The sequence below is a fragment of the Micromonospora sp. 067-2 genome, from assembly GCF_046549295.1.
Lineage (GTDB): Bacteria > Actinomycetota > Actinomycetes > Mycobacteriales > Micromonosporaceae > Micromonospora.
In genome coordinates, this window is record NZ_JAJPWB010000016.1 from 34,133 (window position 1) to 58,595 (window position 24,463).

The window sequence follows — 24,463 nt, forward strand, 5'->3', positions numbered from 1 at the left end:
AGTGGCCATCCACGCGGGGCGATGGGTTTGGCCGGCCCTGGCACGGGCGCCGGGCCTGACGGGGGCCGATCGCCAGCATCACTCTATCGGGAAGGTGACATTGCATAGCGTGTCGGTTGGCGAAGAGTTGATATCTGGCGCATGATCGTTCGAGACGGTCTAATAGGTGGGACCGTATCCGAACCGCACAGTCTGGGACGTGAGGACACAGCATGGCAGCCACTGGCACAGCCACCAGCACTGAGAAGGGTCGCCGGATCGTCGGAGCCGAGCGTCAGACGCTCGCCAAGGACCTGGTAAAGCGGTACACCTCGGGGGAGAGCATCCGCGCGCTGGCGGCCTCTACCGGCCGTTCCTACGGGTTCATCCACCGAGTGCTCACCGAGTCCGGGGTTCAGCTGCGTCAGCGCGGCGGTGCCCGGCGCCGCAAGAAGGCGTGACCCGCCCCCCAGCGTCGTCCACCAGCGCCGCGCCCCGGCCCGCCCGGTGACCGCCGAAGCGACCGGGGTCCGGCTGAGTTGCGACGGGCCGGTTGCCACGGTGACGTTGTGCCGGCCCGACGTGCTCAACGCCCAGACGCCCGCCATGTGGCGGGCGATGAGCGAGTTCTCCCGCGACCTGCCCGGCGACGTGCGGGTGGTTGTCGTCCGAGGCGAGGGTCGCGCGTTCTCCGCCGGCCTCGACCTCGCGGTGGCCGGCGCGTCCGGCCCAGGTTCCTTCGCCGAGTTGGCCACCCTGCCCGAGCAGGAGTGCGCCGCCCGGATCGCCGAGTTCCAGGCCGGTTTCACCTGGCTGCACCGACCCGATGTCATCTCCGTGGCAGCCGTGCAGGGCCACGCGATCGGCGCCGGTTTCCAGCTCGCCCTCGCCTGCGACCTTCGGGTCCTGGCCGCCGATGCGAAGCTGTCGATGGCCGAGGTCACCCTCGGTCTCGTGCCCGACCTGGCCGGCACCAAGCGGCTCGTCGAACTGGTCGGCTATGCCCGGGCGTTGGAGATCTGCGCGACCGGTCGCCGTCTCGACGCCGCCGAGGCGGACCGGATCGGGTTGGCCACCCTGGTCGTACCAGCCGCCGAGATCGACGGTGCGGTCAGCGACCTGACCGCCGGCCTGCTCGCCGGTGCCCGTGACGCGGTGGTGGAGATCAAGGCGTTGATCGCCGGCGCGGCCGGACGGTCGCACGTCGACCAGCAGCGCGCCGAACGGGAGGCGCAGACCCGCCGACTGCGTGACCTCGCCGGCCGGGGAGAATAGTAAGGACCGTACGGGAAGGTTCGGGTTACGACCGAGGTTGTCAGAGTCGTCGGGAGAATTGACCTGACGGTGCGGTCCGCCCGACGACCCGGAGGTGAGCGGTGTCCAACCCGATGTCCGGCGGTGGCATGGCGGGCTGGAGCATGCTCCGGTCGATGCGCAACCGCGACGAGGTATCCACCCACCGGCTGAAGCGCGGGGTGGCCCGGCGGATCGTCGCCTTCGCCCACCCCTACCGACGCGACATCGTGGTCTTCCTGGCCACCGTGGTGCTGGCTGCCATCATCGGCGTGGCCACACCGGTGCTCGCCGGCGACGTGATCAACGCGATCAACCGGGGTGGCACCGAGGCGGGTCGGCTGGTGGTCCGGCTGGCCCTGTTCATCGCCGGCCTGGCGATCGCCGACGCGCTGCTCTCACTGGCCCAGCGGTGGTACTCCGCCCGGATCGGCGAGGGCATCATCCTCAACCTGCGCACCCGGGTCTACGACCACGTGCAGCGGATGCCGTTGCAGTTCTTCACGCGTACCCAGACCGGCGCGCTGGTCAGCAGGCTCAACAACGACGTGCTCGGCGCCCAGCGGGCGTTCACCTCCACCCTGTCCGGCGTGGTCAGCAACGTCATCCAACTGGTGCTCACCGCCGCGGTGATGTTCACCCTCTCGTGGCAGATCACCGCGCTCTCGCTGGTGCTGCTGCCGATCTTCATCATCCCCGCCCGCCGCGTCGGCCGGCGGCTGGCCGACATCACCCGCGAGGCGTACAACCTCGACGCCAAGATGAACACCACCATGACCGAACGGTTCGGGGTGGCCGGCGCGCTGCTGGTGAAGCTCTTCGGCCAGCCCGAGATCGAGGCCCGCCGGTTCGCGGCCCGGGCCGAACGTGTGCGGGACATCGGTATCCAGTCCGCCATGTACTCCCGCACGTTCTTCGTGGCGATGCTGCTGGTCGCCTCGCTGGCCCAGGCCCTCACGTACGGTCTCGGCGGCTGGCTCGCGGTCACCGGGGGCGTCAGCGCGGGCACGGTGGTCACCATGGCGCTGCTGCTCACCCGCCTCTACGGGCCGCTCACCGCGCTCTCCAACGTCCGGGTGGACGTGATGAGCGCGCTGGTCTCCTTCGACCGGGTCTTCGAGGTGCTCGACCTTCAGCCGGGCATCGTGGAGCAGCCCGACGCGATGCCGGTGCCCCGGGGCGCCGGCCGGGTCGACTTCCGTGACGTACGGTTCCGCTACCCCAGCGCCGCCGAGGTCTCCCTCGCCTCGCTGGAGGAGGTCGCCACGCTCGACCGGACCGTCAACGAGCCGGTGCTCAAGGGTGTCTCGTTCAGCGTCGAGCCGGGCCAGATGGTGGCCCTGGTCGGCCCGTCCGGTGCCGGCAAGTCGACGCTGTCCATGCTCATCTCCCGCATCTACGACGTCACCGACGGTCAGGTGCTGGTCGGCGGGGTGGACGTGCGCGACGCGACGCTCACCTCCCTGCGCGACGAGATCGGCGTGGTCACCCAGGACTCGCACCTGTTCCACGAGTCGATCGCCGAGAACCTGCGGTACGCCAAGCCGGACGCGACCGACGACGAGATCTGGGCGGCGCTGGCCGGCGCGCAGGTCGCCGACCTGGTCCGGTCGCTGCCCGACGGTCTGGACACCACCGTGGGGGAGCGCGGCTACCGGTTCTCCGGCGGCGAGAAGCAGCGCATCGCCATCGCCCGGGTGCTGCTCAAGGCCCCGTCGATCGTCATCCTCGACGAGGCGACCGCGCACCTCGACTCGGAGAGCGAGGCCGCGGTGCAGCGGGCGCTGTCCGTGGCACTGGCCGGGCGTACGGCCCTGGTGATCGCGCACCGGCTCTCCACGGTCCGCGACGCCGACCAGATCCTGGTCCTCGACGGCGGCCGCGTCGTCGAGCGGGGGCGCCACGACGAGCTGGTCGCGGTCGGTGGGCTCTACGCCGAGCTGTACCGCACCCAGTTCGCGGTCGTCGACTCGCCCACCCCGTTCGTGGACGCGACCGGTCCCGAGCCGGTGGTCCTGCCGCTGGGCACGTACGTCGCCGACGAGGCGATGCCGCCCGCCGCGGCCAACTGACCCACCACCGGCCACCGCCCGTCGGCTCAGCCCGGGCGGCGGTCGGGGAGAGCGGTCGCGACCCGCAGCTCGGCGAACGCGGCGCCCAGGGTGACCGGCGTGAAGTGCGCGTTCAGGCCGCTCGGATTGGGCAGCACCCACAACCGCGCCCCGGCCAACGACTCCGGTTGCGGCCCGAAGGTCGCCTTCGGCCGGCGAAAACCGATCCGGTACGCGGTCACCCCCACCACCGCCACCCAGCGCGGCCGGTACCGGGTTACCCTGTCGGTCAGGATCGCGGCGCCGTCGAGGAGTTCCTCGATGCTCAGCTCGTCCGCGCGGGCGCTGGCCCGAGCCGCCATGTTGGTGATGCCGAGCCCGACGGCGGGCAGCTCGTCCTGTTCGCTCGGGTGCAGCAGCCGGGAGGTGAACCCGCCCAGGTGCAGCGCCGGCCAGAACCGGTTGCCGGGCCGGGCGAAGTGCCAGCCCGTGGCGGCCGACCAGAGGCCCGGGTTGATACCGACGAAGAGCACCGCCAACTCCGGGGCGAGGACGTCGGGGATGGTCCGGTCGGCGGCGGCGGCCAGCTCGGCGCGGGTGGGCCGAGGGTGCCCGTCCTCGGCGGGTCGCGGCGGGCCGAGTGTCACAGCGCGCGCAGCGCGCCACCGTCGACCGGCACGGTGAGGCCGGTCAGGTAGCTGGCCGCGGGGGACAGCACGAACGCGGCCACCCTGCCGAACTCGGTCGGGTCGCCGATGCGCCGGAGCGGAATGCGGGCCTCCGCCTCGGCGCGGGTCCGCTCCGGGTCGCCGCTGGCGTCGAAGAGCTGCTGGCTGCGGTCGGTCAGGATCCGGCCGGGCAGCAGCCCGAGAACTCGTACGCCGCGCGGGCCGTAGTCGTCGGCGACGTCCTTGGCGACGCCGACCAGGCCGGGCCGCAGGCCGTTGGAGATGCCGAGCCCGGGCATCGGACTGCGGGCCGAGGTGGAGAGCACCAGCCCGATCGCGCCGCCCTCGGGCAGCGCGTCGGCGACCGTCCGTACCGCGCGGACGGTGCCCAGGAAGATGGTCTCGAAGGACCGCCGCCACTGCTCGTCGCTGACCGAGGCGGCGTTGCCCGGCGGTGGCCCGCCGACCGAGATCAACGCGCCGTCGAGCCGGCCGAAGTGTTCCTGGGCCGCCGCGACCAGCTGCCCGGGGGTCTCCGGGTCGGTCAGGTCCGCCGTCAGCCCGACCGCCCGCTGCGGTCCACCCAGACGCTCGGCGGCGGACGCCACCGCGTCCGCGTTGCGGGATGAGAGGACCACCCGGGCACCGTCGGCCACCAGGCACTGCGCCGTCGCGTAACCCAGGCCGCGGGAGGCGCCGGTGAGCACGTACACCCGGTCGGTCAGTCCGAGATCCATGACGCCGATCCTGCCGCATCCGGCACCCCATGACCATCGGCTGTGGGCTGCGTCGCCGGTGGCCGCGGGGCGGGGCGCAGCAGGCGTACCCGGCCGGTGATCTGCACTGCCACGGCACCACCGGCGCGGGCCACCGCCGGCAGCCGGCGGGGACGCGGTGCGCGCCGCCCGTCGTAGCGCAGGCGGGCCTCGCGGGTGGCCAGCTCCTCGGCGCCCACCGGGGGCAGCGCGCCCCGCGCGTGCAGCGACCGGGCCAGGTCCCAACCGTCGCGCAGCGAGCCGGCGGTGGGACGGCCGGCGGCCCAGCCGGCGAAGGTCGACAACCAGCCGGTGCCGAGGCCGGCGGCGAGCAGTGGCCAGTGCCGGGCCACCTCGCCGGCCCGTTTACGCAGCAGCGCGGCCCGGGTGGCGGCCAGCGCCGCCGGTGCGAAGCCGGCCGGCGGCGGACCCCCGGCGACCAGCGCAGCGACCAGCTCCGCCTGCCGCTGTGCAAGCGGGCCACCGTGCGGGTCGCTCTCGCGATCGCCGGGCGCCGACGGGCCGGGTTTGATGGGCGGTGACGAGCCGGTCATGTCACCCCCGGGAAGCCCGCGGCGGCGGCCAGGGCGTCCAGCTCGGCGCGGAGCTCCGCCGCCGGCGGGTAGCCTCCGTCGCGCTCCAGTAGCAGCGCCGGCGGCCGCTGGCGGGCGCAGAGCGCGCCGACCAGCTCCAGCACCGCTGGCGGCACCGCATCGGTGTGCGTGTCGTGGTAGAAACCGCCGTGCTCGCCACCGCCGGCCACGTGCGCGTACGCGACCCGGTCCAGCGGCAGCCGGTCCAGCAACGCGAGCGGGTCGGTGCCCCGGTTGCGGGCGTTGGCGTACACGTTGGCCACGTCCAGCAGCAGTAGCGACCCGGTCCGGTCCAGGATCTCGGTGAGGAAATCCGCCTCGTCGAGCTCGTCGTCGGGCCAGTCGACCAGCGCGGCGATCGGCTCCAGCGCGATCGGCACCGGCAGTTCGGCCTGCGCCCGGGCCACGTTGGCGCAGACCACGTCGACTGCCTCCCGGCTGCGCGGCAGCGGCAGCAGGTGCCCGGCCTCCAGGCCACCGGCCCGGACGAAGGCGATGTGCTCGCTGACCAGCGGCGCGTCCACCCGCTGCGCCACGGCGGCAAGGTGGGCGACCCGGGCCGGGTCGAGCGGCTCGGCGCCGCCCAGGGAGAGCCGCACCCCGTGCGGTACGACGGTCACCGCGCGCTCGCGCAACCGCGCCAGGCCCGGCGGGAGTGGCCCGGTGGCGGGCACCGACTCCGCCACCACCTCGACGAAGCGCAGCCCGGGCAGCTCGGACACGAAGCCGGCGATCTCCGGACGCCAGCCGATGCCGACGCCCTGCGGGCCGCTCATCCGCCGCATCCCCCACCCCCGCCGCCACCACCACAGCCGCCTCCGCCGCCGCAGGAGCCGCCGCCTCCGCCCGAGCTGTCTGTGCCCCCGCCGCCGGACGACCCGTCAGAGCTTCCCGTCCAGCCGTAGTTGCCGACGGCGTGGCGCTGGACCTCGGCCTGCTCGGCGAAGCCCGGGTCGAGGGCCCAGAGCGAAGCGGTGCCGTACAGGGCCACCCCCATCGCCGCGCCGGTCGCGCCGTAGGTGGCGAAGGCCGGCGCGTCGGCGGGGACCAGGTGGGGGTGCTGGCGGCGTACGTCGCGCAGCGCGGCCCGCCCGGCCCGGGTGCGCCTCGGTGCCCGGCCCAGCAGCAGTGCGGCGCCCCCGAGCGCAACCAGGGTCAGGAGCAGGTAGCCCACCGGACGACCGTTGCCCAGACCGAAGAAGAGCCGGATCAGGCCGAGGCCCAGCAGGGCGACGAGGATCCTGTTCCAGAGGCCGGCACGTGCGCGCCGGGTGTCGTTGGTCAACAGCCCGCGTTGCTCCAGACCGTTGCGGATCTGGTCGAGTGCGGTGTGGACGCGCTCGTCGCGCGGCAGGTCCCGGACCCGGGCCCGCTGGTGGGCGGCCCAGTGGATGGCCTGGTCCAGGGGCGTGAGCCCGGTCGGCGTGGGGCCGATGGTGTTCAGCCGGCGGTCCGTTCCCACACCGATCGCGTTGCTGCCGCGCAGCCCGCCGAGCGCGGCGTGCACGGCGAGTTGGGGGCCACCGTTGAGGTACGCGACCTGCTGCGGCCCGAGCGGATCGGACGTGGCGTGCCCCGGGACGGCCAGCAGGCGGATCCGGTGGTAGACCGCGATCGCCAGCACCACGGCGGCCGCCACCAGGTAGTACCGGAGGAAGGCCGGGCCGGGGATGCCCCAGGTGTCGCCTGACGCCGCAACAACGATCATGGGCTGCTCCTGTCACCGGAGGGATCGGCGGCCCCATTGTGGAGCAGTGCCGCCACGTCCCGCGGAACGGGTCGTTTCAGCGGCGGCGGACCGCCTCCTCGACCAGATCGAGCACCGGTTCCATCTCGCCGGCGGGTCGACCCATCGCCAGATGCAGCACCAGGCCGTCGTAGGCCAGCTCCAGGAACTGGGCCAGCACGTCGATCGCCACGTCCTCGCGCAGCACCCCGGCGTCGCGCTGGCGGGCCAGCCGGTCCCGGGTCGCCTCGGCGATCGCGGCGGACCGCTGCGTCCAGCGCCGGGCGAACGCCGGATCGGTGCGCAGCCGGCGGGAGACCTCCAGTTGACTGCCGAGCCAGCCGGTGGTGTCCGGGGAGACCGCGCGGGCGAGCAGATCGCGCATCACCTGCACCAGACCGTTGCGGGCCACCGTCTCGACCATGGCCGCCGCGTCGTCCTCGGCGACGGCCAGGAAGAGCGAGTCCTTGTCGCGGAAGTGGTGGAAGATGGCGCCCCGGGAGAGCCCGGTGGCCTCCTCGAGGCGGCGTACGGTCGCCCCCTCGTAGCCGTGCCGGGCGAAACACGCCCGCGCGGCGGCGAGGATCTCCTGCCGGCGCGCGTCGAGCTGATCCTGGCTTACTCTGGGCACGCGTCGATCGTTGCAGGTCACCCCGGGTCATGCAAACCGTACGTACGGCTTGCTGCGCGCCCGGGACCTCCCACGGCTACCATCGCCCGGTGACCCCGCCGCGTACCGTGCCCGCCGCTCCGCTGACGGTGGCCGCCGTCCAGGCCACGCCGACGCCCGGTGACGTGGCCGGCAACGCGCTCGCCGCCGCCGACCTGGTCCGTCGGGCGGGCGGACAGGGGGCCCGGGTGGCCGTCCTGCCCGAGCTGTTCCTCTGCGCGTACCACCCACCGACCCTCGCCGCCGACCCGGCCGGCACCGACGTCGCGGCCGACCCGGCCGGAGTGGTCGCCGACCCCCGCCTCGACCCGCTGCGCGACGCCGCGCGCGACGCCGGCGTCACCGTGCTGGTCGGCGCCGCGGCCCGTCACCCGGATGGCCGGCGGACCATCGCCGCGCTGGTGATCGACCGGGCCGGCGCGGTCCGCGTCGGGTACGACAAGCAGCAACTGTGGGGCGACGAGCGCGAGCTGTTCAGCCCCGGTGCGCGGGGTGCCACGCTGCTCGTCGACACCTGGCGGCTCGGGGTGGGAGTCTGCTACGACGGCTGCTTCCCCGAGCATGGCCGGGCTGCCGCTCTCGACGGCGCGCACGGCTACCTGTGTCCCAGCGGCTACCTGGCCGGCTCCGAGCACCGCCGGAACCTGTACTACGCCGCTCGCGCTCTGGACAACACCATGTTCGTGGTCTTCGCCAACGCCGTCGGTGGTGCCGACCCGTGGCGGTTCAACGGCGGCGCGGCGATCTACGACCCGCAGGGACGTCCGTTGGCCCGGGGTGCCGACGAGGGCACCTCGGTCCTGGTGGCGACGCTGGAACCGGCCGAACTGGCGGCCACCCGGTCGGCCCATTCGATGCTCGCCGATCTGTTGCCGCACCAGGGGGGCACACGGGTGTCGCTGCCCGGTTGAGCCCATCGTCAGGTCGGTACCGGCCGGATCTGTTGGCGGACACGTCGGTCCCGTAGGGTGCCCGAGTGCCACTGCTCCTGCTGGACCTGGACAACACCCTGCTGGATCGGGCCGGGCCGTTCCGCCGCTGGTGTGAGCGCTTCCTGGACGGCATCGGCGCGCCCTCCACCGACGTCGAGTGGCTGGTCTCGATCGATGCCGACGGCCTGACCGACCGCTGGGATCTGGCCGACGCCATCCGGGACCGCTACGAGCTGCGCATCCCCTCGATCGACCTGGTGGAGGAGTTGCACGACGGGGTCGTGGCGCAGACCCGGCTCGATCCGCTGACCGCCTGCGCGCTGCGGATCGCCGACGACGCCGGTTGGGTGCCGGTGGTGGTCTGCAACGGCACGGTACGCGTCGACGACGCCAAGATCCGCCAAACCGGCCTGGACCGTTACGTCGCGGACTGGGTGATCTCCGAGGAGGCCGGGGTCAGCAAGCCCAACCCGCGCATCTTCGCGCTCGCCGCGCAGCGGGTCCGGATGCCGCTGCGGGGGGCCTGGGTGGTCGGCGACAGCCCGGAGGCGGACATCGGCGGTGCCGCCGCGGTCGGACTGCCCAGTGTGTGGCTGCACCGGGGGCGTACCTGGTCGGATGTCCGGTTCGCGCCGAGCCGTACGGCGGACGGGCTGATCGCCGCGGTCGCCACCGTGCTCGCCGGCTGACGAGTCGTCGTGCGTGCGCTGGCGCTGCGGTAATTCGGTTGACCGGCCGACGGGTCGGCGGCGACCATTGGCGGCGCATCGTGCACCCGGGCGTGCGCCCGGTCGAGGAGAGGGGGTCGGTCATGGCCGTCTTCGCAGGTCGCTTCCAGCTGCCTTTCTCAGCCTCGACCAAGGGAACCTCACCACAGTGCGCGATCACGATCTTCCGGCGCTCGGGCGCCGGAGCCGCGGCAAGAGCCGCTTCGACGACGACGAACCGCAGTTTCTGAAGCGCGGGCGGCCCATCGAGCCGCCCGCCGACCCGGACGGCGAACCTGACCCGGACACCGGCGACCACTGGTCGTCCTGGGACGACGCCGTGCACGGGCCACAGCCGCATCCGGACTGGCTGATCACCGAGCTGGCAGCCAGGGACACCGAGCTGGGTGTGCTGAAGACCGGCAAGGAGGCGGACGTCCACCTGGTCCGCCGTGCGGTGCCCGACACCGACCGGTCCTGCCTGCTGGCGGTCAAGCGGTACCGCGACGCAGAGCACCGGCTGTTCCATCGGGACGCCGGCTACCTGGAGGGCCGCCGGGTCCGTCGGTCCCGGGAGAACCGTGCGATGGCCGGCCGGACGGTCTTCGGCCGACAGATGATCGCCGGGCAGTGGGCGGCGGCCGAGTTCGACGCCCTGGCCCGGCTCTGGGAGATCGGCGCCGGGCACGACCGGATCGCGGTGCCGTACCCGGTGCAGCTGCGCGGCACCGAGCTGATGCTGGAGTTCGTCGGCGACGCCGAGTCGGGGCAGGCCGCGCCCCGGCTGGCCCAGCTGCGGCCCGACCCGGCGCAACTGCGCGACCTCTGGGCCCAACTGGTGGAGGCGCTGCGGGTGCTGGCCCGGGCCGGCTACGCGCACGGCGACCTGTCGCCGTACAACCTGCTCGTGCACCGGGGCCGGCTGGTCGTGATCGACCTGCCGCAGGTGGTCGACGTGGTGGCGAACCCGCAGGGACCCGAGTTCCTGGCCCGCGACGTGCGGGTGGTGAGCGCGTGGTTCGTGGCCCGGGGGCTGGCCGCCGAGCTGGTCGACCCGGGCGCGCTGACCGCGGACCTGCTGCGCGAGGCGGGCCTGCGCTGACCCTGACCGGTCGGGCGGCCCGGTCGGGCCGCCCGACCAGCCCGCATGGGTCACTGCAGGTAGCGCTCCACCTCGGGCTTGGGGCGTTCGCCCTGGGAATCCGGGTCGCCGTGGGTGTCCCGGGCGGCCCGGCGGCGGCGCAGGAGGTCCCAGCACTGGTCGAGGGACTCCTCCAGCTTGCGTAGCCGCTCGCTGGCCTCGCCCTCGGTGCCCGACTCGTGGGCCTGGGCCGCCGAGCGCAGCTTGTGTTCCTCGTCGACCAGCTCGGAGATCCGGTTCAGGATGGTCTTGTCGTCCATGCCACAGAGCCTGGCACAGGGTGCCCGGCATCGCCCGGATTCGCAGGGACCGGGTGGTGCCTGGTCACGGGCGCGGACCCGACCCGTCCGACGTCGCCCGTCCGTCCCGCCCGTCGATCGGTCGGCGGAGGTGGCCGCCCGGGCGGGCGCCCACACGCCGTCGCAGTGGGCGCGTCCCGACCTGCACCGCATGCCGGCCTGAGTGTCCACTCAGGACGTCGCGGGACTCACGCCATCGACGGGTGGTCGGTGCGGCGGCGGAATTGCACCGGCCACAGGTCTGGAGGTGCCTCGTTTTTGATGAGATGCTTCCGTCGCCCAGAAGGTGAAAGTTCCACAGTCCCGACCGGCCGAAGTGGACCGCTGCGGCCGGCGGTTCGACGAGGAGACGAGTTTTCGATGTCCCAGGTGTCCGATGTCGGCCCCGCCCCCGTCAGCACCGAACCCCGAATGATCCCGCTCCGTCGCGTCCTGCCGGCGATGGTCCGCGACCCGCTCGCCGCGCTGGTCGGCTTCGCGGACGCCGCCGGCGGCGAGGTCGTCCGGCTGAACCTCGGCTCGTTCCGCCCCTACCTGGTCAGCCACCCGGAGCACCTGCAGAGAGTGCTGCGGGACAACGTTGCCAACTACACCCGCGACGGGGACGGCCTGCTCTGGCGGCCGGTCCGCCGGATCGTCGGCGACGCCATCCTGGTCGCCGAGGGTGAGGTCTGGGAATCCAGTCGAGGGGCGCTGCAACCACTGTTCACCGCCAAGCGCGCCGAGACGCTCGTCGACAGGATGGCCGAGGCGATCAACGAGGCGGTCGACGAGTGGCTGGAGCCCGCCCGGGACGGCCGCCCGGTTGACGGCGGCGCCGAGCTGACCCGGATCGTGCTGCGTACCACCATGCGGGTGCTGTTCGCCGACCGGATCTCGGTGCCGGACGCGCTGCGGATCAGCGCCGCACTGGACACCGTCACCACCGCGATGCTTCCGCGCCTGCTGGTGCCCTTCGTGCCGTACGCGGTGCCGATGCCCGGCGACCGGCCCTTCCGCGAGGCGGTGCGGACCATCGACGAGGTGGTGCTGCCGATCATCCGGGAAGCCCGGGCGCGGCCCACCGACGGCGACGACATCATCTCCACCCTCTGCCGGCCCCGGGCGGACGGAAAGGTGCCCGACGAGTACGCGATCCGCGGCGATGTGGTCGCCATGTTCTCCACCGCCACCGAGACCACCATCGCGCTGCTCTCCTGGCTCTGGCCGGTGCTGTCGTCCCGACCCGACGTGGCCGAGCTGATGACCGACGAGATCGAACGCGTGGTCGGCGGCGACCAGGTCCGCCGTGAGCACCTGCCCGAGCTGCGCTACGGCCGGATGGTGCTCGACGAGATGCTGCGGCTCTACCCGGCCGGCTGGATGATCCCGCGGACCGCGGTCGGCGACGACGTGCTGGGCGGCGTACGGATCAAAGCCGGTGGCACCGTGCTGGTCAGCCCGTACGTCACGCAGCGGATGTCGACGTTCTGGGACGACCCGGAGCTCTTCGACCCGGAACGTTTCGCCCCGGAGCGGCCTCGACGGCCCTACCGCTACTCCTACTTCCCCTTCGGCGGTGGGCCGCACCAGTGCCTCGGGCAGTACCTCTTCCTGCTGGAGGCGCAACTCATCGTCAGTACCGTGCTGAGCCGCTACCGCTTCCGGCTGCGCCAGCCCGTCGATCTGACGCCCCGGATGGGCGCCTCCCTGCAACCCAAACAGCGGGCCGAGCTGATCCTCACCCCGGTCGAGCGCCCGGTCGTGTCGTGACGGGTGCGCCGCGGCCGGTGCAGACCGACCGGGACGCCGTCGCCGAGCAGGGCCGGGTGTGCGCACTCGCCGTGCGCGGCGTACGCGACCTGCAGGACGTCACCGCCGCCCACCCCGAGCTGTTCGACGCGGGGCCGTTCGACCCGGCGCTGCTCAGCGCGGTGTCCACCGCGATCGCCTTCACCGCGCCCTGGCACACCGCCGCCGAGCTGCGGATCACCACTCGTACCCTGCTCTGGGTCTTCGCCGCCGACTGGCAGGTCGACTACCTCGCCCGGTCCGCCGACGACGTCCAGGCGGTGGTGACCGACTGCCTGGCGGTGGCCGACGGGGCCGCGCCACCACCGGGGCGGCACCTGGCGCGGCTGCTGGCGGACCTGCGCGACGAGCTGGCCGCCGTGCCGGCCTTCGCCCGGTTGCAGCCGGTCTGGCGCGACGAGCTTGCCCGCATGCTCGCCGCCGTGGCGCGGGAGTGGGACTGGAAGAAACTGTCGGCCGACCCGGTCGGCGGGCAGCCTCTGCCCACCCTCGACGGCTACCTGGACAACGCCGACAACCTCGCCTGCTCCTTCGTCAACGTCACCCACTGGATCGCGACCGGCGACGACGAGACCCTTGCCCGGTTGACCGACCTGCTGGCCGTCGGGCGCGGCGTACAGCGGGTGTTGCGGCTGGTCAACGACCTGGCCACGCACGGCCGGGACGCCGAATGGGGTGACCTGAACGCGCTGCTGGTCGCCGACCCGGCGCAGGTGCACACCAGGCTGGCCGAGCTGACCGCCCGGTCCCGGGCGGAACTGGCCGCGCTCGGCGAGCGGTGCCCCCGCCAGGCGGACTACCTGCACCGGCAGATCTCCTTCACCGGCGGCTTCTACCAGGTGTCGGACTTCTGGGGGGTCCGCGATGAGTGACGGCGCGTACCCGGTGCTGGCCGACCCGGTGACCAGCGGCAGCCCGGCGGCCGACGACCCGGCCACCGACGCCGCCCGCGAGCTGATCGCTGGTATGGCGCTGCGGCCCTGGGGCCAGGTCGCCCCCTCGGTCTACGAGACCGGCCGGCTGGTCGCCGATGCTCCCTGGCTGACCGGGCACCAGCAACGGATCGGGTTCCTGCTGCGCGGCCAACGCCCGGACGGCGCGTGGGGCCCACCCGAGGGGTACGCCCTGGTGCCCACCCTGAGCGCCACCGACGCGCTGCTCGCCGCGCTGGCCGACGGCCGGGCGGAAACGCACCTGGTCGCGTCGGTCGCGCGTGGGCTGGCCGCGCTCGCCGGGACGCTGCTCGCGACCGACGCCGGGACGCTGCCGGACACCCCGGCGCTGGACCTCATCGTCCCGGCGCTGGTCGACTCGATCAACGACCGACTGGCCGGGCTGGACGGGGCGAACGCCGAGCGGCTACGCCGTCCACCGTTGGTGCTGCCCGCCGGCCTCGGCCCGGACCGGCTGCGCGCGGTGCGGACGGCGGTGGCCGCCGGTGCGGTGTTGCCGCCGAAGCTCGCCCACTTCTACGAGGTGTTGGACGCGACGCCGGTCGACGCCGGGCCCACCCTCACCGCCGTCGGCGCGTCGCCCGCCGCGACCGCCGCCTGGCTGACCACGGCCGGCCCGGACGCCGGCCCCACCGCGCACGCCTTCCTGCGGACGCTGATCCGCGACGGCGGAGGGCCGGTTCCCTGTCCGGCCCCGATCACCGTCTTCGAACGGGCCTGGGTGCTCAGTGGACTGCGTCGCGCCGGCGTGGCGGTCAATCCGCCAGCCGCCGTGCTGGAGACCCTGACCGGGGCCGCCGGCGCCGGGGGCATCGCCACCGGCGACGGCCTGCCGACCGACGCCGACACCACGTCGGTGGCGCTGGACGCGCTGGCCCGTCTCGGCCGGCCGGCCGATCCCGCGAGCCTGTGGGCGTACGAGACGGTGGACGGCTTCTGCACCTGGGCGGGAAGTGAGGACGGCTTCTCGGTCACCACCAACGCCCACGTGCTGGACGCCCTGGGTCAGCACCTGGCCGCGCATCCGGACGCCGACCGGCGGTACCGGAGGGCGGTCGACCGGCTGAGCGTCGTGCTGCCCGGGCACCAGGGCGCCGACGGCGGCTGGCAGGACCGGTGGCACGCCTCGCCGTACTACGCCACCGCCTGCTGCGTACTGGCGCTGGTGGACTTCGGCCGGGGTGCGGCGGCGACCGGGTCGGTGCGGCGGGCGGCCCGCTGGGTTCTGGACACCCAGCGCCCGGACGGCTCGTGGGGGCGGTGGGCCGGCACCGTCGAGGAGACGGCGTACGCCCTGCAGGTCCTGCTGGCGGCACCGACGGAACCGGCGCGGATCGACGAGGCGGTGACTCGCGGGCACGCCTACCTGCACGAACCGGCTAGCCGGGAACACCCTCCACTGTGGTACGGCAAGGAGCTGTACTGTCCGACCGCCATCGTCCGCGCGGCGGTTCTTGCCGCCTGCCGGCTGGCCGCCGCCCGCACCGTGGGCACCGGCCGATCGGTGGTGGATTGTGGTTACCAGGCAACAAAAACAGCAACTTGAGGGGTTGTGTGGACACTGCTAGCGTACGCAGAGCCCCAGCCCCGTGTGCCGCGCTGCGGCGGGACGTCACCCTCCATGATCACCCGTTGATGAGCTGAGTCAACGCCCTGCCTGGGACGGTTCAATGCGTTCTCGCGGTACGAGTATCCGCACCAAGGTCGTCGCCCTGCTGCTCTCCCTTGTCGCGCTCTGGATGTTCGCGGCATGGGTGACCCTGCGGGACGGCTTCAACCTGCTCGGTGTCCAGTTGCTCAACAGCAAGGTCTATGCGCCGAGTGAACCGCTGCTGCGGGAGCTCCAGCTGGAGCGACGGCTGACCCAGGCGTACCTGAGCACCCCCGACGCCGCGCAGCGGACGGCGCTGGAGGCCGAGCAGGGCAGGGCCGCACAGTTGGCGGGCGACTTCGCCGACTCGGTCCGCAACTGGCAGGTCGAGGTGGCCGGCAGCTCGGCGCTCGACACCCAGTTGGCCACGACCATCACCCGGATCGACGCGCTTGAGCAGACCCGCGCGGAGGTGCTGGGCCGCAGGATCGACCGGATCGCCGCCGCCGACGCGTACACCGACGCGATCGAGTCGATCTTCCAGATCTACGACGTCACCGGCAGCCTGGACGACAAGGTGATCGCCGCCGACGCGGCCGCCCTCATCCAGCTCAACCGGATGAAAGAGTTGATCTCTCAGGAGGATGCGCTGCTCAGCGGCCTGTTCGGCAACGGCCGGATGAGCGGGCCGGAGTACGCCCGGTACGTCACCCTGGTCGGCGCCGAGCGGTTCCTCGGCGAGGAGACCCGGGCCCGGTTGAGCGACGCCGACCAGCGCCGCTACCAGCGGCTCGTCGAGGGGGAGGAGTTCACCCGGCTGCGGAGCGTGCAGGACGGCATCATCCGTGAGGGCCGTCCCGCGACCCAGTTGCCGATCAGCGCCGAGCAGTGGCGCGGCACGGTCGAGCCGGCGCTGGCCGAGGTGAACGAGGCGGTGACCGCCGGCGGCGAGGGCATCGTGGACCGGGCCACCGGCGTCGCCGTGATGGTCGTCGTCCGGCTGGTGCTCGCCACCGGTCTGGGCCTGCTCGCCGTCATCGCCTCCGTCGTCGTCTCGGTCACCACGGCCCGGACCCTGCTGCGCCAGCTGGAGCGGCTACGGCAGGCCGCCTGGCAGCTCGCCGACGAGCGGTTGCCCCGGGTGGTCGAGCGGCTCGGCCGTGGCGAGGAGGTCGACGTGGCCACCGAGGCGCCTCCGCTGGAGTTCGGCACCGACGAGATCGGTCAGGTCGGCAAGGCGTTCAACGCCGTCCAGGAGACCGCCGTACGCACGGCCGTCGAGCAGGCCGAGCTGCGCCGCAACGTCCGCGAGGTCTTCCTCAGCCTGGCCCGGCGCACCCAGGCCCTGGTGCACCGACAGCTCACCCTGCTGGACGCGATGGAGCGGCGCGAACACGACGCGGAGGAGCTGGAGGACCTGTTCCGGGTCGACCACCTGGCCACCCGGATGCGGCGCAACGCGGAGAACCTGATCGTGCTCTCCGGCTCCACCCCGGGCCGCGCCTGGCGGCGCAACGTGCCGATGGTCGACGTGGTGCGCGGCGCCGTGGCCGAGGTGGAGGACTACACCCGGGTCAACGTGTTGCCGCTCGGGCCGGTCTCGCTCGCCGGCCGCGCGGTCGGTGACATCATCCACCTGCTCGCCGAGCTGATCGAGAACGGCCTGTCGTTCTCTCCGCCGCACACCAGCGTGGAGGTCCGCGGTCAGCTGGTGGCCAACGGGTTCGCCCTCGAGATCGAGGACCGGGGCCTCGGCATGAGCGAGGAGGATCTGGCCGCCGCCAACCACCGGATCGTCGACCAGTCGGAGCTGAACCTCGCCAACGCCGCCCGCCTCGGGCTCTACGTCGTGAGCCGGCTGACCGAGCGGCACGGCGTGCGGGTTCGGCTCAAGGAGTCGGCGTACGGCGGCACCACGGCCGTCGTGCTGATCCCGCTGGCGCTGGTCACCGGTGACGGCGTGGATCCGGAGGACTCCGGCGCGTTCCGTTCCGGATCGCCGGCCACCGCGCTGCCCTCGGCCTCGACCGCCAGCCCCACGGGCACCGCCGACACCGGCCGCCCGGCCCTGCGTACTCCTGTCGCGTTGGCCGCCGCGCCGACGACGCCCGACGTACCGGCGCCGACCGCCACGGTGGCGGACGACATCCGCACCCCGACGGCGCAGGCCGACGGCACCGTGGAGGCCGCCCTGCCCACCCGCCAGCGGACGTCGGCGGCCACCACAACCCCGGCCACCGCCACCCCGGCCACCGCCACCCCGGCCACCGCGTCGCCGGCCACCGAGTTGTCGGCCAGGGCGACGACGGACCTGCCCAGCCGGGTCCGGCGCGACCTGGGTCAGCCGGCCCTGGACGGCCCGACGGTGGCCACCGGCCTGCCGGCGGTGGACCGCGCCGCCCGGGACAGCCGTGACGCCGGCACGCTGGGCGCCAACGGCGACGGGGGCCGCCCCGCGCCGGCCCGGGTCGACCCGGCCCGGGCCGACTCGGACCGGACCGACTCGGGCCTGCCGGTCCGGATCCGACAGGCGAACATCGTCGCCGAGCTGCGCGACGACCCGGCGACGACCGAGACCACCGACGACGAGGACGTGACGCGCCCGCCGGAGCAGGTACGCCGGATGATGAGCTCCTACCAGACCGGCACCCGGCGCGGTCGGACCGACGCGGCGCGACTGCTCGGCGGCGCCTCCGGCGCGCCGGAGGCGGCAGCACCGGAGCCGACCGACGAGGATCCGCAAGCTACCTGACCGGCGCCGAGGCGATTCTCGCGTGGTGTGACGGTCAGCCCCAGACGAGCACGGCGAGCAGCCGGGGGAGAAGAGGACGACGAGTGGCCCAGAAGACGGCAACGAGTGCCGACCTGACGTGGTTGCTGGATGATCTGGTGGGCCGGGTGAAGCAGGCCGAGCATGCGGTCGCGCTCTCGACCGACGGGCTGTTGATGGCCTCCTCCCAGGGGCTGAGCCGGGACGACGGCGAGCACCTCGCGGCGATGGCGGCGGGCATCCAGAGCCTGGCCCGGGGCGCCGGCAAGCGCTTCGGCGGTGGTCAGGTGCAGCAGACCATCATCGAGATGCAGTCCTCCTTCCTGTTCGTCACCGCGGCCGGCCGCAACGCCTGCCTGGCGGTCCTGGCCAGCGAGGACGCCGACGTCGGCCTGATCGCCTACGAGATGGCGATGCTGGTCACCAGGGTCGGCAAGTACGTGGCCTCACCATCTCGTGGGGCCGATCAGCCGGCCGGCGAGAAGTAGCGGCCATGACGGCGCAGGGAGAGTCCGCGGACCATCAGTGGGTGGATGACCATGCCGGTCCGGTCGTGCGCCCGTACGCGATGACGCGCGGCCGGGCACGCCCGGTCACCGGCACGTTCGACCTGATCTCCCTGGTCACCGCGACCCGAGCCGAGGTCACACCGGAGGTCGGTCTCGGTCCGGAGCACCTGGCGATCGTCGGGCTGTGTCAGCGCATGCAGTCCGTCGCCGAGATCGCCGCCCATCTCGACCTGCCGGTGGGCACCATCCGGGTGCTCCTCGGTGACCTGGCGGCTCGCAGCCTGGTGCAGGTCCGCGAGCCGCAGACCACGGCCGGTCTTCCCGACAACAGCATCTTCGAGGCGGTAATCAATGGACTACGGGCACTCTGACCGGCCGGCGGGAGCGACCCCACTGCCCACCGCGATCAAGATCCTGGTCGCCGGTGGCTTCGGGGTGGGAAAGACCACCATGGTCGGCGCGGTGAGCGAGACCCGGCCGTTGCGCACCGAGGAGGTGCTGACCGAGTCGGGCGTCGGCATCGACGACCTGTCCGGGGTGGAGGGCAAGACCACCACCACCGTGGCGATGGACTTCGGCCGCATCACCATCAGTGACGACCTGGTGCTCTACCTGTTCGGCACCCCGGGGCAGGACCGGTTCTGGTTCGTCTGGGACGAGCTGGCGCTGGGTGCCATCGGCGCGGTGGTGCTGGCCGACACGCGTCGGCTGGCCGACTGCTTTCCGTCGATCGACTACTTCGAGGGGCGGGGCACCCCGTTCGTGGTCGCGGTGAACTGTTTCGAGGGCGCCCGGCAGTTCCGGCTCGACGAGGTGCAGACCGCACTGAACCTGGACCCGGGGGTGCCGGTGCTGCTCTGCGACGCCCGCCAGCGCGAGTCCAGCAAGGACGTGCTCGTGACGCTCATGGAGCACGCCATGAAGACCAGGGAGGCCCGCCGCCGCGCCGCCGGCCACGAGTGAGCGACTTGATCAACCGCCGGAGAACGGGGACCGCCGCTTCCGCGATTCGTGACAGGATGCCCGCATGATCGAGGTGGACGTGCGAGCGATGTCGCGCGAAGAGTTCGACACGTGGCAGACCGAGGTCGTCGACGCCTACGCGCAGGAGCAGGTCGAGGCCGGCAACTGGACCGCTGACGAGGCTCTGGGCCGCTCGCAGGACGCCAACGCGGCCCTGCTTCCCCAGGGAATGGACACGCCCAGCATGATCTTCCTGCTCGGCCTGCTGGCCGACGGGACACCGATCGGACGACTGTGGATCGGTCTGACGCATCCGCGGGGCGTCGCGCACTGCGCCTTCCTGTACGACATCGAGGTGGCGGCCGAGCATCGCGGTCGGGGCCTCGGGCGCGCCCTGCTCACGGCCGGGGAGCGGGTGGCTCGGGAACGAGGTGCCCACGCCCTCGAACTCAACGTGTTCGGTTACAACACGACGGCGCTCACCCTGTACGGCTCGGCGGGCTACCGGGTGACGACCCAGCAGATGCGCAAGGATCTCCGCACGTCGGCTGGGCCCGACGCGGACACGCTCGCTCCCTAGGCTGCGACAGGGCAGGAAGGTCGCCGCCGCTCCGGCCGGAGCCAGCGACTGTTCGTGGCACGGCCGGCAGAACCGCTGGTACGTCTCGGGCAACACCGCGGCCGCTCACAGCAGGACCAGGTGAAGCGCGGCTGCCGCGGCGAGTCGCCGACCGGGTCAGGCCGGGAGAACCGGTACGTCGTGTCGTCGGACGCGAGGAACCATTCGGAACGGCGCACTGCCCCTCCTCACCCGGCGGTTCGTCTGCCCGGCGAGCCTCTGCTCCGGCGGGCTGTGCGGACCGACCCCCTCCGGTGCTTGCCTGTAGAGCTGCCCCATAACTGGGGCAATGACGACGTCGCCGACGGTGGGCTCAGGCCGGGTGGGCTGGGCCCGGGTGGGGCTGACGCCCGGTGGGGCTGCACGTCGAGCGGGGTGCCCTCACGTCCGGCGGGGGCCTCACGTCCGGCGGCGCACGCCACGATCATCGCGAAGGCAGACGGTCACGCGCCGCCGACCGGACTGCCGTGGCGGCCCGACCCGGTCCACATCTGGGGCAGCTCTACAGGCACCGCGGGGGCAGTGCTCACCTGCCCAGCCGGCCATTTCAGACCGCTGCCGGTTCGGGAGCGAGCGTCCGCCGACAGGAACGTGAAAGGGGCCGCTGCCCGCGATCGCGGTCAGCGGCCCCTTATCGGGTGTACGACGTCAGTTGGCGATCATGCGGCGCAGCACGTACTGCAGGATGCCGCCGTGCCGGTAGTAGTCCGCCTCACCCGGCGTGTCGATCCGGACCACCGCGTCGAACTCGACGCCCGTGTCGGTGGTGACCGTCACCGTACGCGGGGTCTCGCCGTCGTTGAGCGCCGTCACCCCGGTGATGGTGAACGTCTCGGTGCCGGTGAGGCCGAGCGACTCGGCGGTGGTGTCCACCGGGAACTGCAGCGGCAGCACGCCCATGCCGATCAGGTTGGAGCGGTGGATCCGCTCGTACGACTCGGCGATGACCGCCCGGACGCCCAGCAGCATGGTGCCCTTGGCCGCCCAGTCCCGGGACGAGCCCGAGCCGTACTCCTTGCCGGCCAGCACGACCAGCGGGACGCCGGCCTCCTGGTAGGCCACCGAGGCGTCGTAGATCGACGTCTGCTCGCCGGTGAGGTGGTTGACGGTGAAGCCGCCCTCGACCCCGGGCACCAGCTGGTTGCGCAGCCGGATGTTGGCGAAGGTGCCCCGGATCATCACCTCGTGGTTGCCCCGGCGGGAGCCGTACGAGTTGAACTCGTGCCGCGGCACGCCGTGCTCGGCGAGGTACGCCCCGGCGGGGGAGTCGGCCTTGATGGAGCCGGCCGGCGAGATGTGGTCGGTGGTCACCGAGTCACCCAGCCTGGCCAGGACCCGGGCGGGACCGATGTCGGACACCGGCGCCGGCTCCTGTTGCATGCCCTCGAAGTAGGGGGGCTTGCGCACGTAGGTGGAGTCGTTCTCCCAGGCGAACGTGTCGCCGGTCGGGGTGGGCAGCGACTGCCACCGCTCGTCGCCGGTGAAGACGTCGGCGTACGCGGCGCTGAACCCGGTGGCGCCGATCGCCTGGGCGATGACGTCCTGGATCTCGGCGCTGTTCGGCCAGATCTCGCGCAGGTAGACCGGGTTGCCCTCGGTGTCCTCGCCGATCGGCTCGTTTGCGAGGTCGATGTCCATCGTTCCGGCCAGCGCGTACGCGACCACCAGCGGTGGGGACGCCAGGTAGTTCATCTTGACGTCCGGGTTGATCCGGCCCTCGAAGTTCCGGTTGCCGGACAGCACGGAGACGACGGCGAGGTCGTTCTCGTTGACCGCGGCGGACACCTCCTCGGGCAGCGGGCCGGAGTTGCCGATGCAGGTGGTGCAGCCGTAGCCGACCAGGTTGAAGCCGAGCTTGTCCAGGTAGGGCGTCAGGCCGGCGCGCTCGTAGTAGTCCATGACGACCTTGGAGCCGGGCGCCAGCGTCGTCTTGACCCACGGCTTGCGGGTCAGGCCCTTCTCCACGGCGTTGCGGGCCAGCAGCGCGGCACCGATCATCACCTGCGGGTTGGACGTGTTGGTGCAGGAGGTGATCGCGGCGATCACCACGGCGCCGTGGTCCAGCTCGTACTCGACGCCGTCGGAGCCGGTGACCCGGATCGGGTTGGTGACCCGACCGCCGGAGCCGACCGCCGCCGTCTCCAGGTCGCGGGGCTCGTCGGCCGGGTCGCTGAACTCGTTGGCCGGCGGGTCGCTGGCCGGGAAGGACTCGGCGCTGGCCTCGTCGGCGGGACCGTTGGCGCCCACCGGCAGCTGCTCGCGGGGCACACCCGGCTTGAGGTCGCGGTCACCGGCCTGGTCGTCGGCGACGTAGTCGGTCAGCGCCGAGCGGAACAACGTCTTGGCGCTGCCCAGCGGCACCCGGTCCTGCGGGCGCTTCGGGCCGGCCAGGGACGGCTCGATGGTGCTCAGGTCGAGCTCGAGACGCTCGGAGTACTCCGGCTCGGCCGCCGGGTCGTGCCAGAGACCCTGCTCCTTGGCGTACGCCTCGACGAGCGCGACCTGCGCGCTGTCCCGGCCGGTCAGCTCCAGGTAGCGGATCGTCTCGGCGTCGATCGGGAAGATCGCCACGGTGGAGCCGTACTCCGGAGACATGTTGCCGATGGTGGCGCGGTTGGCCAGCGGCACGGCGCTGACGCCGGGGCCGTAGAACTCGACGAACTTGCCCACGACGCCGTGCTTGCGCAGCATCTCGGTGATGGTCAGCACCAGGTCGGTGGCGGTGGTGCCGGCCGGCATCTCGCCGTGCAGCTTGAAGCCCACCACGCGAGGGATGAGCATGCTGACCGGCTGGCCGAGCATGGCGGCCTCGGCCTCGATGCCGCCGACGCCCCAGCCCAGCACGCCGAGGCCGTTGACCATCGTGGTGTGCGAGTCGGTGCCGACCACGGTGTCCGGGTACGCCTGGCCGCCGCGCTCCATGATGGTGCGAGCCAGGTACTCGATGTTGACCTGGTGCACGATGCCCGTGCCGGGCGGGACGACCTTGAACTCGTTGAACGCGGTCTGGCCCCAGCGCAGGAACTGGTAGCGCTCCTTGTTGCGCTCGTACTCCAGCTCGACGTTGCGCTCGAAGGCGTCCGCACGACCGAACAGGTCGGCGATGACGGAGTGGTCGATGACCAGCTCGGCCGGGGCGAGGGGGTTGACCTTGGTGGCGTCGCCGCCCAGGTCGCGCACCGCCTCGCGCATGGTGGCCAGGTCGACCACGCAGGGCACGCCGGTGAAGTCCTGCATCAGCACCCGCGCCGGGGTGAACTGGATCTCCACGCTCGGGGCCGCGGTGGAGTCCCAACCGCCGAGCTGGCGGATGTGGTCGGCGGTGATGTTCGCGCCGTCCTCGGTCCGCAGCAGGTTTTCCAGCAGAATCTTCAGGCTGTACGGCAGCCGGTCGTGGCCGTCCACCTTGTCGATCTTGAAAATCTCGTAGCTCGCGTCTCCGACGCGTAGCTGGGTCTTCGCACCGAAGGTGTCGAGGCTCGCCACGTCGTACTCCTTCACACCAGCGACCGTGAGTAGTCCTGAGCAGTGTGTCGCACCGGCCGGGGTGCCGCCGAGGTTAGGTGACACTTACCGCCGATTCCGCTCTCAACAAAACCGTACGTCCGTCTTGCTAGTTGCGCAACTCGGCGCAGTCCCCGTGTCCCTGTGCCTGACCCTAGCCTCCTAGGACGCCTTACCGGGTGTGGCCCGGACAGCAACGCGACATCCGCGCGCCCGCAGGACAGGCCCCCGCGGCCTGCCCCGGGTAGGGTTCGAGGCCGGTCGGGGAAGGGGTCAACCGTGTTCGACGTCCAGCACTGGCTCGAATCGCTGCCACCGATCGCCGTCTACCTGCTCGTCGCCGGGGTGATCGGCGTGGAGAGCATGGGTGTCCCACTGCCCGGCGAGATCGTCCTGGTCAGCTCCGCCCTGCTCGCCGCCACCGGCGTGGTGGAACCGGAGTGGGTGGCCACGGCCGCCGCCACCGGCGCGATCGTCGGTGACTCCATCGGATACGCGGTGGGCCGCCGTGGTGGCCGCCCGCTCCTGGCCCGACTCGGCCGGCGCTTTCCCCGTCATCTCGGCCCCGCACAGCTCGCCCGGGCCGAACAGAGCTTCGCCCGGTACGGCGTCTGGGCGGTCTTCTTCGGTCGGTTCGTGGCACTGCTGCGGATCCTGGCCGGCCCGCTCGCCGGAGCGCTGCGCGTGCCGTACCGGCGGTTCCTGATGGCCAACGCGGCCGGCGGGCTGGTCTGGGCGTTCGGCACCACCTACCTGCTGTACTCGGTGGGCCGGGCGGCCGAGCACTGGCTCAAGGACATCTCCTGGGCCGGGCTGATCCTCGCGGTGCTCGCCGGCCTGGCCAGCACCTGGTGGCTGCGCCGACGGGCACACCGGTTCGAGGCGGCCGAGCCGACCACGGACGCCGAGCCGGTCCGCACTGCGGCGAATCCTGACGACGGAACGTGAC

At 72.6% G+C, this 24,463-nt stretch carries 23 protein-coding genes; 15 read left to right on the forward strand and 8 right to left on the reverse strand.

Going from position 1 to position 24,463, the window contains the following annotated elements; all coding sequences use genetic code 11:
- The first annotated feature begins 212 nt into the window (after positions 1-212).
- The 3 genes from ACLJN9_RS30340 to ACLJN9_RS30350 all read left to right on the forward strand — a co-directional run bounded on the left by ACLJN9_RS30340 (position 213) and on the right by ACLJN9_RS30350 (position 3,344).
- Positions 213-440 carry a helix-turn-helix domain-containing protein gene (locus ACLJN9_RS30340; protein WP_007462679.1) on the forward strand — a complete coding sequence of 76 codons (228 nt, stop codon included), beginning with the start codon at positions 213-215 and terminating at the stop codon, positions 438-440.
- Between the two features lie 46 nt (positions 441-486).
- Positions 487-1,254, forward strand: a complete 768-nt coding sequence (locus tag ACLJN9_RS30345; protein ID WP_410815115.1) for an enoyl-CoA hydratase/isomerase family protein — start codon at positions 487-489, stop codon at positions 1,252-1,254.
- A gap of 113 nt (positions 1,255-1,367) precedes the next feature.
- On the forward strand, positions 1,368-3,344 hold the full coding sequence (locus ACLJN9_RS30350) for an ABC transporter ATP-binding protein (RefSeq protein WP_410815143.1): 1,977 nt from the start codon (positions 1,368-1,370) through the stop codon (positions 3,342-3,344).
- Positions 3,345-3,370: 26 nt separating this feature from the next.
- On the opposite strand, the gene mug is transcribed toward ACLJN9_RS30350, so the two are convergent.
- From mug to ACLJN9_RS30380, 6 genes are all read right to left on the reverse strand, one after another.
- Positions 3,371-3,970 carry a G/U mismatch-specific DNA glycosylase gene (mug, locus tag ACLJN9_RS30355; protein WP_410815117.1) on the reverse strand — a complete coding sequence of 200 codons (600 nt, stop codon included), beginning with the start codon at positions 3,968-3,970 and terminating at the stop codon, positions 3,371-3,373.
- Positions 3,967-4,728 carry an SDR family oxidoreductase gene (locus ACLJN9_RS30360; RefSeq protein WP_410815118.1) on the reverse strand — a complete coding sequence of 254 codons (762 nt, stop codon included), beginning with the start codon at positions 4,726-4,728 and terminating at the stop codon, positions 3,967-3,969. The genes mug and ACLJN9_RS30360 overlap by 4 nt, the downstream gene beginning before the upstream one ends.
- Positions 4,713-5,300: a hypothetical protein gene (locus tag ACLJN9_RS30365; protein ID WP_410815119.1), complete on the reverse strand. Its 588-nt coding sequence runs from the start codon at positions 5,298-5,300 to the stop codon at positions 4,713-4,715. The genes ACLJN9_RS30360 and ACLJN9_RS30365 overlap by 16 nt, the downstream gene beginning before the upstream one ends.
- Entirely contained in the window at positions 5,297-6,115 is an 819-nt protein-coding gene (locus ACLJN9_RS30370) for a DUF692 domain-containing protein (protein WP_410815120.1), read from the reverse strand. Before ACLJN9_RS30370 ends, ACLJN9_RS30365 begins: the two co-directional genes overlap by 4 nt.
- Positions 6,112-7,047, reverse strand: a complete 936-nt coding sequence (locus ACLJN9_RS30375; protein WP_410815121.1) for a TIGR04222 domain-containing membrane protein — start codon at positions 7,045-7,047, stop codon at positions 6,112-6,114. Before ACLJN9_RS30375 ends, ACLJN9_RS30370 begins: the two co-directional genes overlap by 4 nt.
- Before the next feature lie 76 nt (positions 7,048-7,123).
- Complete coding sequence (locus ACLJN9_RS30380) at positions 7,124-7,696, reverse strand: TetR/AcrR family transcriptional regulator (protein WP_410815123.1); 573 nt, start codon at positions 7,694-7,696, stop codon at positions 7,124-7,126.
- An 89-nt stretch (positions 7,697-7,785) separates the two neighbouring features.
- Between ACLJN9_RS30380 and ACLJN9_RS30385 the strand changes: the two genes are divergently transcribed.
- From ACLJN9_RS30385 to ACLJN9_RS30395, 3 genes are all read left to right on the forward strand, one after another.
- Complete coding sequence (locus tag ACLJN9_RS30385) at positions 7,786-8,646, forward strand: carbon-nitrogen hydrolase family protein (RefSeq protein ID WP_410815124.1); 861 nt, start codon at positions 7,786-7,788, stop codon at positions 8,644-8,646.
- Between the two features lie 65 nt (positions 8,647-8,711).
- A complete protein-coding gene (locus tag ACLJN9_RS30390; RefSeq protein WP_410815125.1) occupies positions 8,712-9,356 on the forward strand; it encodes an HAD family hydrolase in 645 nt (214 codons plus the stop codon).
- A gap of 187 nt (positions 9,357-9,543) precedes the next feature.
- Complete coding sequence (locus ACLJN9_RS30395) at positions 9,544-10,476, forward strand: serine protein kinase RIO (protein WP_410815126.1); 933 nt, start codon at positions 9,544-9,546, stop codon at positions 10,474-10,476.
- Between the two features lie 50 nt (positions 10,477-10,526).
- On the opposite strand, the gene ACLJN9_RS30400 is transcribed toward ACLJN9_RS30395, so the two are convergent.
- Entirely contained in the window at positions 10,527-10,775 is a 249-nt protein-coding gene (locus ACLJN9_RS30400) for a DUF2630 family protein (protein WP_410815128.1), read from the reverse strand.
- A 453-nt stretch (positions 10,776-11,228) separates the two neighbouring features.
- Here ACLJN9_RS30400 and ACLJN9_RS30405 point away from each other — a divergent pair, with 453 nt between their 5' ends.
- The 8 genes from ACLJN9_RS30405 to ACLJN9_RS30440 all read left to right on the forward strand — a co-directional run bounded on the left by ACLJN9_RS30405 (position 11,229) and on the right by ACLJN9_RS30440 (position 19,971).
- The gene (locus tag ACLJN9_RS30405) at positions 11,229-12,566 is read left to right on the forward strand and encodes a cytochrome P450 (protein WP_410815144.1); all 1,338 of its coding nucleotides are present in this window, start codon (positions 11,229-11,231) and stop codon (positions 12,564-12,566) included.
- Positions 12,563-13,477, forward strand: coding sequence for a terpene synthase family protein (locus ACLJN9_RS30410; protein ID WP_410815129.1), 915 nt, complete (start codon positions 12,563-12,565; stop codon positions 13,475-13,477). The genes ACLJN9_RS30405 and ACLJN9_RS30410 overlap by 4 nt, the downstream gene beginning before the upstream one ends.
- Positions 13,470-15,104, forward strand: coding sequence for a prenyltransferase/squalene oxidase repeat-containing protein (locus tag ACLJN9_RS30415; protein WP_410815131.1), 1,635 nt, complete (start codon positions 13,470-13,472; stop codon positions 15,102-15,104). The genes ACLJN9_RS30410 and ACLJN9_RS30415 overlap by 8 nt, the downstream gene beginning before the upstream one ends.
- Positions 15,105-15,228: 124 nt before the next feature.
- The gene (locus ACLJN9_RS30420) at positions 15,229-17,901 is read left to right on the forward strand and encodes a nitrate- and nitrite sensing domain-containing protein (protein ID WP_410815132.1); all 2,673 of its coding nucleotides are present in this window, start codon (positions 15,229-15,231) and stop codon (positions 17,899-17,901) included.
- Positions 17,902-17,984: 83 nt separating this feature from the next.
- Positions 17,985-18,407 (forward strand): roadblock/LC7 domain-containing protein, encoded by a 423-nt coding sequence (locus ACLJN9_RS30425; protein WP_410815133.1) that lies wholly within the window; start codon positions 17,985-17,987, stop codon positions 18,405-18,407.
- Positions 18,408-18,412: 5 nt separating this feature from the next.
- Positions 18,413-18,799 carry a DUF742 domain-containing protein gene (locus ACLJN9_RS30430; protein ID WP_410815134.1) on the forward strand — a complete coding sequence of 129 codons (387 nt, stop codon included), beginning with the start codon at positions 18,413-18,415 and terminating at the stop codon, positions 18,797-18,799.
- Positions 18,780-19,391 (forward strand): GTP-binding protein, encoded by a 612-nt coding sequence (locus tag ACLJN9_RS30435; protein WP_410815135.1) that lies wholly within the window; start codon positions 18,780-18,782, stop codon positions 19,389-19,391. The genes ACLJN9_RS30430 and ACLJN9_RS30435 overlap by 20 nt, the downstream gene beginning before the upstream one ends.
- A 64-nt stretch (positions 19,392-19,455) precedes the next feature.
- Positions 19,456-19,971: a GNAT family N-acetyltransferase gene (locus ACLJN9_RS30440; protein ID WP_410815136.1), complete on the forward strand. Its 516-nt coding sequence runs from the start codon at positions 19,456-19,458 to the stop codon at positions 19,969-19,971.
- A gap of 687 nt (positions 19,972-20,658) precedes the next feature.
- Here ACLJN9_RS30440 and ACLJN9_RS30445 read toward each other — a convergent pair.
- Positions 20,659-23,511, reverse strand: a complete 2,853-nt coding sequence (locus tag ACLJN9_RS30445) for an aconitate hydratase (protein ID WP_410815137.1) — start codon at positions 23,509-23,511, stop codon at positions 20,659-20,661.
- A gap of 282 nt (positions 23,512-23,793) precedes the next feature.
- Here ACLJN9_RS30445 and ACLJN9_RS30450 point away from each other — a divergent pair, with 282 nt between their 5' ends.
- On the forward strand, positions 23,794-24,462 hold the full coding sequence (locus ACLJN9_RS30450) for a DedA family protein (RefSeq protein ID WP_410815138.1): 669 nt from the start codon (positions 23,794-23,796) through the stop codon (positions 24,460-24,462).
- Position 24,463 lies beyond the last annotated feature (1 nt).

Bases quoted from the DNA above. Each gene is read 5' to 3' on its own strand.
- ACLJN9_RS30400 (WP_410815128.1), bottom strand. From the start codon at position 10,775: ATGGACGACAAGACCATCCTGAACCGGATCTCCGAGCTGGTCGACGAG.
- ACLJN9_RS30370 (WP_410815120.1), bottom strand. From the start codon at position 6,115: ATGAGCGGCCCGCAGGGCGTCGGCATCGGCTGGCGTCCGGAGATCGCC.
- ACLJN9_RS30420 (WP_410815132.1), top strand. From the start codon at position 15,229: ATGCGTTCTCGCGGTACGAGTATCCGCACCAAGGTCGTCGCCCTGCTG.
- ACLJN9_RS30350 (WP_410815143.1), top strand. From the start codon at position 1,368: ATGTCCGGCGGTGGCATGGCGGGCTGGAGCATGCTCCGGTCGATGCGC.
- ACLJN9_RS30365 (WP_410815119.1), bottom strand. From the start codon at position 5,300: ATGACCGGCTCGTCACCGCCCATCAAACCCGGCCCGTCGGCGCCCGGC.
- ACLJN9_RS30375 (WP_410815121.1), bottom strand. From the start codon at position 7,047: ATGATCGTTGTTGCGGCGTCAGGCGACACCTGGGGCATCCCCGGCCCG.
- ACLJN9_RS30415 (WP_410815131.1), top strand. From the start codon at position 13,470: ATGAGTGACGGCGCGTACCCGGTGCTGGCCGACCCGGTGACCAGCGGC.
- ACLJN9_RS30435 (WP_410815135.1), top strand. From the start codon at position 18,780: ATGGACTACGGGCACTCTGACCGGCCGGCGGGAGCGACCCCACTGCCC.
- ACLJN9_RS30340 (WP_007462679.1), top strand. From the start codon at position 213: ATGGCAGCCACTGGCACAGCCACCAGCACTGAGAAGGGTCGCCGGATC.
- ACLJN9_RS30430 (WP_410815134.1), top strand. From the start codon at position 18,413: ATGACGGCGCAGGGAGAGTCCGCGGACCATCAGTGGGTGGATGACCAT.
- ACLJN9_RS30440 (WP_410815136.1), top strand. From the start codon at position 19,456: ATGATCGAGGTGGACGTGCGAGCGATGTCGCGCGAAGAGTTCGACACG.
- ACLJN9_RS30360 (WP_410815118.1), bottom strand. From the start codon at position 4,728: ATGGATCTCGGACTGACCGACCGGGTGTACGTGCTCACCGGCGCCTCC.